Here is a 12623-nt window from a genome sequence, read left to right on the forward strand (position 1 = left end):
ACTATCTTTGCAGCCGCAAAATCGTTCTATAAGATATGTTGAGCAGAAGATTACTCCGCATCAAGGTCGTCAAGGCGCTGTTCGCCCACCTCAAGTCGGGAGCCGACAACATGATCGCCTCGGAAAAGACACTGATGGCATCCGTAGACAAGGCCTACGACCTCTATTTCCAGATTCTGACCCTCCCCGTGGAGATCGCGCGCTATGCGCAGCAGCGTCAGGAGTTGGCCAAGCAGAAGAAACTGCCGACATTCGAAGACCTGAATCCCAACACCAAATTCGTCGAGAACGGCGTCATCCGCATCATCGCGAACAGCGACGCGGTGAACGACCACACGGCCGCACGCAAACTGGGCTGGACACGGTATCCCGAACTGATCCGCACGCTCTACGGACAGCTCACCGAAAGCGACTACTACAAGGAATACATGCAGCGCGAGGAACGGTCGTTCGACGACGACCGGCGGCTGGTCGAGGACTTCTTCAAGGAGTTGCAGAGCTACGAGGCGCTGGACGACGCGCTCGAGGAGATGTCGATTCTCTGGAACGACGACCTGCCCTATATCGTCATGATGATCCTGCGGACGCTCTCGAACCTGCGCCCGTCGCACACCGACCTGAAGGTCCCGCCGAAGTTCAAGAGCGCCGAAGACCCCGAATTCGTGAAGACGCTCTTCGAGAAGACGCTCGTGAATTACGACTCCTACCAGGACTATATCGAACGCTACACCTCGAACTGGGACGTGGAGCGCATCGTGTTCATGGACAACCTGATCCTCGCCACGGCGATGGCCGAGCTGATCTCGTTCCCGTCGATTCCCGTGAAGGTGACGCTCGACGAATGGATCGAAATCTCGAAGTATTACTCCACGCCGGGCAGCAGCACCTTCATCAACGGCGTGCTGGACAAGATCGTGGAATCGCTCACGGCCGAAGGCCGCATCAGGAAGGCCGGCCGCGGGCTGATCTGACCCTCCCCGCCATGCGCCGCACCGCACCGCTTCTGCTTACGGCCGCCTTGCTCTGCTCGTGCGACGGCCCCGCTTCCCGTCCGCAGGCCGGTTCGGACCGGGCCGAAGCGGTCCGGTCCGGGGAACGGAAAGGCCGGATCGTCTCCCTTTCGGACGTGTTTTTCGAACGGGGCGGGACGGACACCGTCCGCTTCGGCCGCCTCCGGTCGGGCGAAACGGCCGTCGTGCGCTTCTGGATAGCCAACGATTCGCCGCAGACGACGGCCATCCTCTCCTACGACCGCAACTGCGGCTGCACGACGCTGAAATTCAACTCCGAACCGATCGCACCGGGGGATGCGCAGCGAGTCGAAATGAGCTTCGATTCGCGGGGCACGCGGGGCTGGCAGCTCAAAACGCTCGACGTGACGCTGGCCGGAGCGCAGCGCCCGCTGCGGCTTTACGCCGAAGCGGAGGTGGAGTGAGGGCTTGCAGATTCGCCGATATTTCGTATATTTGCCGTGCTGAACCGAACAAACACTTAAAAAGCGAATAAGATTATGATCGATTTTCTTCAGGCAGCGGCGCCCGCACAACCTCAGCCGGGCTTCATGCAACAGTACAGCTTCATCATTATGATCGGCCTCATGGTGCTGGTCCTCTGGCTCTTCATGTGGCGGCCCGAAGCCAAGCGCCGCAAGCAGATGCAGGCGTTCCGCGACGGGCTGAAAAAGGGCGACAAGATCATCACGGCCGGAGGCATCTACGGCACAGTGAAGGAGGTCAAGGAGACCACCCTGCTGATCGAGGTGGACGGCAACGTGACGCTGCGCATCGACAAGAACATGGTCGTGGCCGACAATTCGGACCTCCAGCGCCAGTAGAGGCCGCGCATCATACGAAAAAGAGCTGCAAGGATTTGCAGCTCTTTTTTTCATATCCGTCACCGGAAACGGAGGTCAGCCGAACAGATGCAGCGCCGCGACGTCGATGAGCCGCTGGTTGCGGCTGCCCCGGAAATCGAGCGACAGGTCGCGCAGCGCCTCGACGTAGCGGCCGTCCACCAGCGTGTCGATCCAGCGCAGGCACTCCCGGCGCGCCGGGTCCGCGAGGCACTCCTCGAGCGTATAGCCCGTATAGCACCAGACATTCTGCCCCGTGCGCTCCCGCACCCGGCGCAGAAAGGCCGCCATCGCCGCGGGATGCAGCAGCGGATCGCCGCCGCTGACGGTCACACCGTCCAGAATCGGGTTCGCCGCGATCGCGTCGCAGATCCGCTCCGTCCACTCCGCGGTCAGCGGTTCGCCGCCCAGCGGATCGTGGCTCTGCGGATTGTGACACCCGGGACAACAGTGCGCACACCCCGCGAAATAGATCGCGTAGCGCAGGCCGTAGCCATCAGAGATGGTTTCGGGATAAATGGCCAGGATGCGGAGTGGTTCCATCGGCAAAACAGGGTCAGATATACATTTCCTGCGGAGACGATTTAGGAATTCGGACGGAGCCGTCTGCGGCACGCGCCGTCCCCGGCGCGGGTTGCACATGCGCCAAACATGTCCGCCCCTGCCGGAGTGTCCCGAACAGAAGAGCCCCCGCCAAGACGGGGGTTTGGTGGTGGGTCGCACTTGCAAACACGGCCGAAGGCCGTAAAGAAGCGAGGGCGGAAAGTGAAACGACAGACATAATCGCCAAAAGCGGATTATCTGTGTTTTACCCGGTCGCGCTCCTCGGCCTGCTTCGCGGAGTTCCACGATTCGAGACTGCCCGTCAGGTAGCCCGTGATGCGGCGCATGCGCGAGATGTTGTCCGAACCGCAGACGGGACATTTCGAGTAGATCACCCCGCGGTAACCGCACTTGCGGCAGGTGTCGATCGGATGGTTGATCGACCCGTAGCCGATGCCCGAATCCTGCATCACCTTGACGATCTTGAGAATCGCCACGGGATTCTTCTTCGCTTCGCCGTCCAGCTCGACATAGGTGATATGGCCGCCGCGCGTGATGGCGTGGAACGGCGCCTCGAGGCGGATCTTCTCGACGATCGACACCGGTTCGCGGACATCCACATGGAACGAATTGACGTAGTAGTCGCGGTCGGTGACGCCCGGAATCTCGCCGTAACGCTTGCGGTCCATGCGCGTGAAGCGGCCGCTCAGCCCCTCGGCCGGGGTCGCCAGCACGGAGTAGTTGAGTCCGTAGCGGGCCTTGTACTCCTCGACCACGCGGTTCATCGTCAGAACGGCATCGTAAAGCGTCTGCCACGCCTCCTTCGAGGTGGCGTGCCCCTCGCCGTAGATGGCCACCATCGCGTTGTGGCCGCCGATGAAGCCGATGCCCAGCGTGCCGTGCTTCAGCACGTCGCCCACCTCGTCGTTGGGTTGCAGCGCGCCGCCGCCCTTCCAGACATCGTTCGACATCATGAACGGGAACTGCCGCGCGAGGGCCGTGCGCTGGAACTGGTAGCGCTCGTAGAGCTGCTCGGCGATCATCGAGGCCGTCTTGCGAACCGATTCGAGGAAGATCTCGCGCGCCTCCTTGCGGATGGCGTGCTTGTTGCCGTCGGGAATCAGGTCCGAAGCCTCACGCACCGCCTCGATGGCCAGCCGCGGCAGGTTCATCGAGGTGAACGAGAGGTTGCCGCGGCCCCACGAGGTCTTCTCGCCGTGCAGGTCCTCGAAGACGCGCGTGCGGCAGCCCATCGTGGCCACCTCGTAGCGGAAGCGGTCCGGGTCGTCGATGCGCCACTTCTCATGGCGGTTGAACGGCGCGTCGAGGAACATGAAGTTGGGGAACAGCGCCACCGAGGTCGTGCGGCACGCCTCGACGAGCAGGTCGAAATTCGGCGTCCGGAACCGGATTTCGCCCGCCAGCGCCTTGTCGAAATCCCGGACGGCCGCCCGATAGTCTTCCTCGCACCACGAAACGCCCTCCTTGACCTTGAAAATCTGAATCGGGAAGACGGGCACTTCGCCGTGCCCCAGCCCCTCGACCGTGGCGGAGAGCAGTTCGCGGATCACCATGCGCCCCTCGGGCGAAAAGTCCGTGCCGTAGTTCACCGAACTGAAAACCACCTGATTGCCGCCGCGAGAGTGCATCGTATTGAGGTTGTGGATGAATCCCTCCATCGCCTGATGCGTCTCCTTGCGCGTGGCCTTGTAGGACTGTTCCCAGATACCGCGCAGCTCCTTGTCCGAAAGGCCGATCCCCGCATCGGCGAGGGCCCCGCCCAGCGCGGCGATCCGCTCGTCGGAGAGCTCGATCGTCGGGAGATGTTCGGCGCAGAGTGTTTTGAGCCGTCCGCGGTCCGGCTCCCCGGCCCCTCTGAGCACGCAAAGGAACGACACCGTATCGACGACATGCTTGCGGAAGGTCTTCAGTACGCCCGGAGCCATGAAACGGTCGAAGGCCGGAATCGACTGCCCGCCGTGCTGTTCGTTCTGGTTGGTCTGGAAGACGATCGTGGCCAGTGTGGCGTAGCTCTGGATCGACTGCGGCGTGCGCACCGAACCGTTCTTGGTGGAGAAGCCGCGCCGATAGATGTCCTCCAGATCGTACTGGATGCAGGTCGTGGTCTTCGTGGGATAGTAGTCCAGGTCGTGAATATGTATGTCGCCATCGCGGTGAGCGCGGCCGTGGCGCACGCCCACGAGGTACTTCAGCGCATAGTCCTTCGTGATCTCCGAAGCGAAGGTCATCATCTGCCCGGCGGGCGTGTGCGACGACATGTTGGCGTTCGAGAGGTTGATGTCGTTCTTCTCCACCGTCACGATTCCGTCCATGACCCCCTTGATCGACGAACGGCGGTCGCGCTCGACGTTGCGCCACTCGCGGTAGATGATATAGCGTTTGGCGATCGAGGGATTGAGGCGCATCAGCCGCTCCTCGACCATGTCCTGAATCTCCTCGACCGAAATCTCGTTCTTCGAAATCGCTCCGGCGACCTCCGCCGCCACACGGGCGATGGTCTGCTCCTCGTCCGTGATGCCGCCCGCACGGTAGGCTTTCGTGATGGCGCGGACGATCTTCTCCAGCGAGAAAGGCTCCGTCTTGCCATCACGTTTGATGATGGAAATCTGTGCGTAATCCATTGTAAACGAATATATGTGTTTCACAATAGGCCCCGTTTCCCCGCAGGACCGGACATTGCTGCGCGGAGGCAGGTCTTCTGACTCGCGCCGATCCGCAGACGCCTTCCCGCTCCCCGCAGGGAACAGTGGCTCGAGACGTGTCTGCGGCCTATGACGCTTACAGCAGCGGGAACTGTCCGGGATTCGCACCCGGTTCCCTCTTATCCCTCCGTCCGGCGGACGAAGGGAAACCTCCGCAAGGACAAAGGTCCGCAGAATCCGGAGCAATTCAAAGCCCCCGGCACAGAAGTTTTCAACATTTTGTGAAAGATTCCGCCCGTCTTCCCCCGCATTGCGCTATCTTTGCGCCGCAAACGACAATTACGACTCATGATCCGGAAAATATCCTACACCTGCCGGGGAACCTGCTCCCGGCAAATCGACATCGAACTCGACGGAGAGACGATCCGCAGCGTCGTCTTCACGGGCGGCTGCCACGGCAACACGCAGGGCATCGCGGCGCTCGTCAGCGGCATGCGGGCCGAAGAGGCCATCGCACGGCTCGAAGGCATCGACTGCCGCGGCAAGGGAACTTCGTGCCCCGATCAGTTGGCCTGCGCGCTGAAAACGGCGCGCTGACGCGGCGGACGCGCACCGCGGCCCGGAACCGCAGGCGGGTACGGATTTTGCACTCGGTCTTCACGTCACAAAAAACGAAAGACTATGTATTTCCTATGGTATCTGCTTATCGGGCTGGCGGCCGGATGGATCGCCAACCTGCTGGTCAAGGGCAGCGGCTCGGGCCTTATCGTCAATCTGATCGTCGGACTCATCGGCGGCGTGCTGGGAGGCTGGCTGCTCTCGCTCTTCGGACTCGTGGCGGCGGGCACGCTGGGCAGTCTCGTCACGGCCGTCATCGGGGCGATCGTGCTGCTCTGGATCGCAGCGCTCGTCTCGCACCGTAAAGCGCGCAAGGCATGAGACCGCGGCGCGACGACCGGGAGGCGCCGGGAGACGACGGAGCTCCTCGCCGGACGCATCGACGACGCGACGTCGTGCGGACCGGCCGCACCGGAGCACGTGCCGGACGGCCGGGACCCGGAAAGGAATCCGGACGGGAGGCGGGGACGCCGCAGTCCGGAGCGCACCGCGGCGATCCGCCGCGGAATTTCCTCTCCGGAGAGACCCGCGGCTCCGGAGAGACCCGCGGCCGGACGATCCGGAAAATGCGGCGGACGACAGACAATCAGCCAGCGTAAAAGATAATCTGCCCGCACAAAATTGGATATTGGGATTTTTTACGTATCTTTGTGCCGCTTTCGAGCGAATGTTTGAGCTGTGGTGTAATGGTAACACAGCAGATTTTGGTTCTGTCGTTCTGGGTTCGAATCCCGGCAGCTCAACACGAAAGGGAGAGGTCCGCGAGGACTTCTCCCTTTCGCATTTCCGCACGTAACCGGCGGCCGCCCCGCCCTTTCCGCGGAGGACGGGGAAGCCTCCGCGGAAAGGGCGGCGGGAAACCGCTCCGGATCCCGAGGATCCGGCCGGGTCACTTCACCCTGGACATGAATTTCGCGCGGTCCACCACAAAACGCACGTGAACCCCCTCGCCGATCATTCCTTCGGCATCGCGGGCCCCGACGTTGAAGGTCAGCTTGCGCCCCTCCGCCTCAGCGAGGATGGCCGTGGCCGTGATCTCGGCCCCGAGCCCCGAGGGCTTGATATGGGTCACGTTCATCTCGGCGCCCACGGTGGTCGCCCCTTCGGGCAGCGCGGCGGCCACGGCCCGCATCGCGGCGTTCTCCATGAGGGCCACCATCGCGGGGGTGGCGAATACTTCGAGGTCGCCCGAACCCATCGCAACGGCCGTATTGCCGGCCGTTACGGTCGTCGTGCTCCGGGCGGAAAGTCCCTTTTCCAACATACGCTCTCTCTTTTCGGTGTTACGTCAAACGATTTTTGAATTACCTTTGCCTCCGAACCGTATCCGCTCCGGCGGCGCCCTGTGCATTCGGGATGCGCAGGATGCGCAAAGGTAACGATTTTTCCGATCATGAAGAAACGGCTGGCCCTTCTCCTCGTCGCATGCACGGCAGCGCTCTCCGGAGCGCTGGCGCAGGGCGGCCGCGGCTTCCTCAGACAGGAGTGGATCGTCGAACGGGGCGACTCGATCCCGCTCGTGCACATCCTTCCGGTCTGTATCTTCGACCGTCCGGCGGACCTGCGCCGATATCAGAAACTGGTGCGGGCCGTCAAACGCGTCTATCCCGTGGCCAGGGCCGCCCGCGCCAAGATGGCCGAAATGGAGGGCGAACTGCTCCGCCTGCCGGACAGAAAGGCGCAGAAAGCCTATATCCGGGAGGTCTATCGCCAGATCAAGGAGGAATACACCCCCGTGGCCAAACACATGACCCGCACCGAAGGGCGCGTGCTGCTCAAGCTCATCGACCGCGAGACGGACTATACGGCCTACGAGGTGCTGCGCGAATTCCGCGGCGGATTCGTGGCCGGATTCTGGCAGGGCGTGTCGCGCATCTTCGGACAGAACCTCAAGTCGGAGTACGACAAGGAGGGTGAGGACCGGATCATCGAGCAGATCGTCGTCTATTACGAAGCCGGACTGCTGTAAAACAGTCAGAACGTCAGGGCAAGGCCGCCGCTGAGGCCGACAAACGAGCGGTGCGGCGGACCAAGCACCCGGTCAGGGCGCGGTATCCCCTCATCGAAACTGCGCGTCAGGTAGTAATGGTAGGTGAAGTCGATGAATAGACGGACACGGCCGATCGGCAGATTCAACCGTCCTCCCGCATCCGCCGTACAGACAAATCGTTGCCGGATGTCATACAAGCCCTCGTCCTGCGAATGGATCGGGCCGAAGAGCAGGCCGGGCGTCAGGCCCGCATGCAGTTCGAACACCGAAGGAACCTCCGGCACGAAGGTTTCGAAAAGGATCCGGCCGACGGAGGGGGCCGCCATATCACGGTCCGGATACCAGGTCCCGTTGTAATAACAGCCGTCGGGCGATGAGGTCGGCATGCGCCGCACGCCCGAGCGCCAGGAGAACTGCAACGGAACAGAGGCGTACTGTCCGTCGTGCAGGGGCGAGGTAAAGAGGTTGAGCCCCGTACGCAGGCCGATGTTGCGGTAGTTGTAGGCGGCAAAATCCATGGCCGCATACTGCATGGCCTGACCGGGAGCACCCGAACCGACGCCGATCTGCACCCCGTAGCGCAGGCCGATCTCCTTGTTACGGACCCGCTTTCTCACGAAGGCGGGATCCGGAGCGGATTCGGAGACAGGCTGCGCATGGAGCGCAACAAAGGCGAGACATCCGGCAAGGGCGGTCGTTAGTCGTTCCATGTTCGGCATTCGGGCAAATGCGGTATTTCCGGCAAATATAGCCTTTTCGGGTCAATCTGCAAATCCGACGGCCGAAGATGCCGAAGATACGGCACAAAACGCCAAAGACAGCTCCTTCGAGAACGGGGCTACATGCGGCGCAGCCGGGCGGCGAGCGTCTCCATCTGGCGGCGGAACTCCGCTTCGGTGCGCGGACGGGGATTGCGCGGCGTCATTTCGCCGAGCGGTCTGGCATAGAACGCATCCACGATCGGCTGCATCTCCATCCGGACGGAGTCGTAGGTCAGCACGCGCTCCCGCGACTTCAGCTCCCGGTCGATCTCTTTCATATAGAGGTCGAACTCGGGCAGGTAGTAGTAGTCGAACAACTCGCTGATGTAGGTGCGGCAATAGCTGTTCTCGGCGTTGCCCTTGAGCGCCTGCTCGAAAGCGGGATTGATCGGAGCGCGGACCTCCTCGATCCGCCGCAGGGAGGAGAGCATCGAGTAGTCGTCGTGCAGGGCGAGCACGTCGCGCAGGGCGGCGAGCAGCATCCGGGCTTCGGAACCCGCACGGCGCACCTCGGCGGCCGTCACGTCGCCCCGCTCCCAAGCCTGCTGGGCAATGAGGTAGCGGTAGTACCGCACCGTGAAGAGACGGCTCACGACCGTGCGCGCGAGGTCGATGGCATCCCGATCGACGAAGGCGTCGCCCCGGCCGTAAGGCATGGCGGCGAGCGCATCCAGCACGTCGGAAGCGCCGGCCAGTTGCGGAGCGATCCGCTCCAACGTTCGCGCGAACGTCCCGACGGCGGCCGAATCGGGCTTGGCCTGCGCGATCTCGCGGATGTCGCGGAAGCGGAGCGGCAGCTCCTCGCACAACTCCGCGAGCGGCAGCGCGGCGCGCCACGCACGCTCCATCACGGCGGCGTGCCGGCCGTAACGGTCGCGGCAGAACTCCGGAAGCAGCTCCTCGGGGCGCATCGCGTCGGGCGACCAGGCATTGCGGGTGAAGAACTCCATAACGAGCGGATCGCTGTGCGAGGTCTCGGGCCAGAAGACGAAGCCCTTGCACATGGGGTCGGACGCCGCGACGGGCAGCCGTTCGGCGATCAGGTCGTAATAGCCGCGGATGTCGTTCTCCCACTCGTAGGCATGGAAAATGCCGAACGTATAGGGGAAGCGGCCCACCACGCCCCAGTTCGTGAAGTCGGTGTTGCTCTGGTTCGACGGCAGGTCGGAGGTGTAGTCCAGGATGATCGTCCGCGCGGGATCGAGCTGCGAAAGGAGCCGGCCGATCTCCTCCCCCTTCCATCCGGGCAGGTAGAAGTCCCACGAGGCGATCAGCACGGGCGCCGTGGGATAGTGTTCGCGGAGTTTCGCAAGGATGCGGCGGTAGGCGTAGAGCTTCATCTCCAGATTGTCCGAACGGTCCTCGAACACCTCGCGCTCGGCAATGCCGATCGTATGGAACATCTGCGGAGAGCCGTATGCGTCGATATGCGTCTGCGTGAGTTTCCAGTAGTTGTCCAGATTGCGGTCGTCGCGGATATCCCACACGGCATTGCAGGGATCGCCCACGTAGGCGCCGCCCGACTGGGGGCAGAACGAGGGGTTCTCCGCCTCGAGGAACGCCTTCGGCGTGCAACTGTACCAATGGGTCATCGTGCCCATGTCCTCGGGATGGATCAGCTCGCGCTCGGCGGCATAGCGCAGTATGTGGCGGCGCAGCTCGCCGCGGTATTCGAGCGGCCAGGCCGTCGTGCGGTCGTAGAACGACCGTGGCTTGGCCTCGGGAAGCGGCCCGTCCGCGGGCGGATAGGGCACGACATCGGGGAAGGCCTTCTGGAAAACGTCGTCCATGCCGATACGGAGCATGAAGAGGTTCAACCGCTTCTTGAGCATCCAGTCGATCTCACGCTCCCACTCCCGGGGCCCCCAGTGCTCGGCCTGAAAGCGGCCGAGGCTGCGGTGGGCGAAGTAGCGGAGTCCGCGGTAGTAGAAATGCGGCGTTTCGCGCACGTCGAGCCCCGTCATCGGAATCGTCTCCCGCGCGGGAATCACGTCCCCGTCCCAAAAATAGCGGCATCCGGCCTGCCGCTCGAAGAAGTCATAGACGGCATAGAGCGTCGCCCGGCCGTTGCCGCCGGCCAGAAAGAGCAGGTCGCGCTCCCCGTCGCGGGCCGACACGATACGGTAGGCGTCGCTTTCGGCTCCGAGGTCGAGCGGTGCGATCAGCCGCCGCTCGACGGCATCGCGGGTGAACCGATTGACGCAGTCGGAACCGATGACGACCATCGGAACGCCCTCCGCAGGCTCCTGCACGATCTCCAGCTCACGGCCCGTGACGGCGCGGTAAAAATCCCGGAACTCGTCGGCCGCATGACGATAGACCTTCGCGGCATTCCGGGGACAGAGTATCTTCCACTCCGGCCTCTCCTGCGCCGGGAGGCAGAGCGGCAGCGAAAATGCGAGGAAAAGGGAGAGAAACAGGTTCTTCATAGGTCGTTCGGATTTTCTATTCGGGCTCAAATTTAATAAATAAATTAACAATACAATGCATTCGATCGGAAAATATTTTACCACAAATCAATACCTCGATAAATCCACGGCATGCAAAACCGAAAACCGCGGGCCGTCGCAGACGAGCGGGAAGACGAATCGGACCGCCCGAACGGCGGGCGGACGCTGCGGAAGCGGGCTTTTCGCCCGCAAGGCACAAAAAAGTAGCAGGACAAAAGGTAATTCCGCCTTTTTTCGTATCTTTGCGCTCCGGAACAAGCAATCGACACCCTATGTTTGAAAACTTAACCGACAAACTCGAACGGTCATTCAAAATACTCAAGGGCGAGGGCCGCATCACGGAGATCAACGTCGCGGAGACGCTCAAGGAGATCCGCCGCGCGCTCATCGACGCCGACGTCAATTACAAGGTCGCCAAGACCTTCACCGACGAGGTGAAGCAGAAGGCGCTGGGCCAGGACGTGCTCAAGGCCGTCAAGCCGGGCCAGATGATGACCAAGATCGTGCGCGACTCGCTGGCCGAACTCATGGGCGGCACGGCCTCGGACATCCGGCTCGACGGCACGCCGGCCGTGGTGCTCATCGCGGGTCTGCAAGGTTCCGGCAAGACGACCTTCTCGGGCAAACTGGCTTCGTTCATCAAAAGCAGGAAGGGCCGGCAGGTGCTGCTGGTGGCCGGCGACATCTACCGCCCGGCGGCCATCGACCAGCTCAAGGTGCTCGGCAGCCAGATCGGCGTGGAGGTCTATACCGAGGAGGGCAACCGCAATCCGGTGGAGATCGCCGAGAATGCGATCCGTTACGCCCGGCAGAAGGCCTTCAACGTCGTAATCGTCGATACGGCGGGCCGTCTGGCCGTGGACGAGGCGATGATGCAGGAGATCACGGCCATCAAGGCCGCGGTGAAACCCTCGGAGACGCTCTTCGTCGTGGATGCCATGACGGGTCAGGACGCCGTGAACACGGCCCGGGAGTTCAACGACCGGCTCGATTTCGACGGCGTGGTGCTCACCAAGCTCGACGGCGACACGCGCGGCGGTGCGGCGATCTCGATCCGTTCGGTGGTGGACAAACCGCTCAAATTCATATCCAACGGCGAGAAGATGGACGCCCTGCAGGTGTTCCACCCGGAACGCATGGCCGACCGTATCCTCGGCATGGGCGACGTCGTGTCGCTCGTGGAACGCGCCCAGGAGCAGTTCGACGAGGAGGAGGCCCGCCGCCTGAAGAAGAAACTCGTCAAGAACCAGTTCAATTTCAACGATTTCATCGCCCAGATACAGCAGATCAAGAAGATGGGCAACCTGAAGGACCTCGCCTCGATGATCCCCGGCATGGGCAAGATGCTCAAGAACGTGGACATTCCGGACGACGTCTTCAAACAGACCGAGGCGATCATCTCGTCGATGACCCCCGCCGAACGCGAACACCCCGAGATCATCAACGCACGGCGGCGGGAGCGCATCGCCAAAGGCTCCGGGACGACGATGGCCGACGTGAACCGACTGATGAAGCAGTTCGAGGACACGCGCAAGATGATGAAGGCCGTGGCGGGCGGCAACATGAAGATGCCCAGAATACCGGGCCGGCGATAGCACCCGGCCCGACGCACGAATCCCACATTCCGGAAATGTGGGATTTATTGTGTGCGCTCCGCGGCGAATCTTCACGGATTCTTCACACCGCCTCGCGGAGGAAATGCGTACATTTGCAGCGACGGAAACAGAGACACTCCTTATTAACCAA

The 12623-nt window shown here is 62.4% G+C and carries 12 protein-coding genes, 1 tRNA gene and 1 riboswitch; of the genes, 8 read left to right on the forward strand and 5 right to left on the reverse strand.

The window, feature by feature from the left end; genetic code table 11:
* Positions 1–35 precede the first annotated feature (35 nt).
* From FME97_RS01170 to yajC, 3 genes are all read left to right on the forward strand, one after another.
* Complete coding sequence (locus FME97_RS01170) at positions 36–971, forward strand: transcription antitermination protein NusB (RefSeq protein ID WP_141427468.1); 936 nt, start codon at positions 36–38, stop codon at positions 969–971.
* An 11-nt stretch (positions 972–982) separates the two neighbouring features.
* A complete protein-coding gene (locus FME97_RS01175) occupies positions 983–1435 on the forward strand; it encodes a DUF1573 domain-containing protein (protein WP_141427470.1) in 453 nt (150 codons plus the stop codon).
* A gap of 75 nt (positions 1436–1510) precedes the next feature.
* Entirely contained in the window at positions 1511–1834 is a 324-nt protein-coding gene (gene yajC / locus FME97_RS01180) for a preprotein translocase subunit YajC (protein ID WP_162852156.1), read from the forward strand.
* Positions 1835–1909: 75 nt separating this feature from the next.
* Here yajC and nrdG read toward each other — a convergent pair whose 3' ends face one another.
* Both nrdG and FME97_RS01190 read right to left on the reverse strand, forming a co-directional pair.
* Entirely contained in the window at positions 1910–2395 is a 486-nt protein-coding gene (nrdG, locus tag FME97_RS01185) for an anaerobic ribonucleoside-triphosphate reductase activating protein (RefSeq protein WP_141427472.1), read from the reverse strand.
* A gap of 254 nt (positions 2396–2649) precedes the next feature.
* The gene (locus tag FME97_RS01190) at positions 2650–5037 is read right to left on the reverse strand and encodes an anaerobic ribonucleoside triphosphate reductase (protein WP_141427474.1); all 2388 of its coding nucleotides are present in this window, start codon (positions 5035–5037) and stop codon (positions 2650–2652) included.
* Between the two features lie 50 nt (positions 5038–5087).
* Positions 5088–5287, reverse strand: a riboswitch (cobalamin riboswitch).
* 119 nt (positions 5288–5406) lie between these two features.
* Here FME97_RS01190 and FME97_RS01195 point away from each other — a divergent pair.
* From FME97_RS01195 to FME97_RS01205, 3 genes are all read left to right on the forward strand, one after another.
* Entirely contained in the window at positions 5407–5655 is a 249-nt protein-coding gene (locus FME97_RS01195; RefSeq protein WP_141427476.1) for a TIGR03905 family TSCPD domain-containing protein, read from the forward strand.
* An 84-nt stretch (positions 5656–5739) separates the two neighbouring features.
* Complete coding sequence (locus tag FME97_RS01200; RefSeq protein ID WP_141427478.1) at positions 5740–5997, forward strand: GlsB/YeaQ/YmgE family stress response membrane protein; 258 nt, start codon at positions 5740–5742, stop codon at positions 5995–5997.
* 351 nt (positions 5998–6348) lie between these two features.
* Positions 6349–6419: transfer RNA gene (locus tag FME97_RS01205), tRNA-Gln, on the forward strand.
* Positions 6420–6565: 146 nt separating this feature from the next.
* Here the strand turns inward: FME97_RS01205 and FME97_RS01210 are convergent.
* Positions 6566–6940: a thioesterase family protein gene (locus tag FME97_RS01210; protein ID WP_141427480.1), complete on the reverse strand. Its 375-nt coding sequence runs from the start codon at positions 6938–6940 to the stop codon at positions 6566–6568.
* Positions 6941–7069: 129 nt separating this feature from the next.
* Between FME97_RS01210 and FME97_RS01215 the strand changes: the two genes are divergently transcribed.
* On the forward strand, positions 7070–7645 hold the full coding sequence (locus FME97_RS01215) for a DUF4294 domain-containing protein (RefSeq protein ID WP_141427481.1): 576 nt from the start codon (positions 7070–7072) through the stop codon (positions 7643–7645).
* A 5-nt stretch (positions 7646–7650) separates the two neighbouring features.
* Here FME97_RS01215 and FME97_RS01220 read toward each other — a convergent pair whose 3' ends face one another.
* Together FME97_RS01220 and FME97_RS01225 are read right to left on the reverse strand one after the other, a co-directional pair.
* Positions 7651–8376, reverse strand: coding sequence for a hypothetical protein (locus FME97_RS01220; protein WP_141427483.1), 726 nt, complete (start codon positions 8374–8376; stop codon positions 7651–7653).
* Between the two features lie 128 nt (positions 8377–8504).
* On the reverse strand, positions 8505–10856 hold the full coding sequence (locus FME97_RS01225; protein WP_141427485.1) for an alpha-N-acetylglucosaminidase TIM-barrel domain-containing protein: 2352 nt from the start codon (positions 10854–10856) through the stop codon (positions 8505–8507).
* Positions 10857–11149: 293 nt separating this feature from the next.
* Here FME97_RS01225 and ffh point away from each other — a divergent pair, with 293 nt between their 5' ends.
* On the forward strand, positions 11150–12472 hold the full coding sequence (gene ffh / locus FME97_RS01230) for a signal recognition particle protein (protein WP_141427487.1): 1323 nt from the start codon (positions 11150–11152) through the stop codon (positions 12470–12472).
* Positions 12473–12623: the final 151 nt, after the last annotated feature.

This window comes from Alistipes dispar, from assembly GCF_006542685.1.
In the GTDB taxonomy this organism is placed as follows: domain Bacteria; phylum Bacteroidota; class Bacteroidia; order Bacteroidales; family Rikenellaceae; genus Alistipes; species Alistipes dispar.

What these genes read in the sequence shown, in the direction of transcription:
- FME97_RS01170 (WP_141427468.1), top strand. Translation starts at nt 36, where the DNA reads ATGTTGAGCAGAAGATTACTCCGCATCAAGGTCGTCAAGGCGCTGTTC.
- FME97_RS01175 (WP_141427470.1), top strand. Translation starts at nt 983, where the DNA reads ATGCGCCGCACCGCACCGCTTCTGCTTACGGCCGCCTTGCTCTGCTCG.
- yajC (WP_162852156.1), top strand. Translation starts at nt 1,511, where the DNA reads ATGATCGATTTTCTTCAGGCAGCGGCGCCCGCACAACCTCAGCCGGGC.
- nrdG (WP_141427472.1), bottom strand. Translation starts at nt 2,395, where the DNA reads ATGGAACCACTCCGCATCCTGGCCATTTATCCCGAAACCATCTCTGAT.
- FME97_RS01190 (WP_141427474.1), bottom strand. Translation starts at nt 5,037, where the DNA reads ATGGATTACGCACAGATTTCCATCATCAAACGTGATGGCAAGACGGAG.
- FME97_RS01195 (WP_141427476.1), top strand. Translation starts at nt 5,407, where the DNA reads ATGATCCGGAAAATATCCTACACCTGCCGGGGAACCTGCTCCCGGCAA.
- FME97_RS01200 (WP_141427478.1), top strand. Translation starts at nt 5,740, where the DNA reads ATGTATTTCCTATGGTATCTGCTTATCGGGCTGGCGGCCGGATGGATC.
- FME97_RS01210 (WP_141427480.1), bottom strand. Translation starts at nt 6,940, where the DNA reads ATGTTGGAAAAGGGACTTTCCGCCCGGAGCACGACGACCGTAACGGCC.
- FME97_RS01215 (WP_141427481.1), top strand. Translation starts at nt 7,070, where the DNA reads ATGAAGAAACGGCTGGCCCTTCTCCTCGTCGCATGCACGGCAGCGCTC.
- FME97_RS01220 (WP_141427483.1), bottom strand. Translation starts at nt 8,376, where the DNA reads ATGGAACGACTAACGACCGCCCTTGCCGGATGTCTCGCCTTTGTTGCG.
- FME97_RS01225 (WP_141427485.1), bottom strand. Translation starts at nt 10,856, where the DNA reads ATGAAGAACCTGTTTCTCTCCCTTTTCCTCGCATTTTCGCTGCCGCTC.
- ffh (WP_141427487.1), top strand. Translation starts at nt 11,150, where the DNA reads ATGTTTGAAAACTTAACCGACAAACTCGAACGGTCATTCAAAATACTC.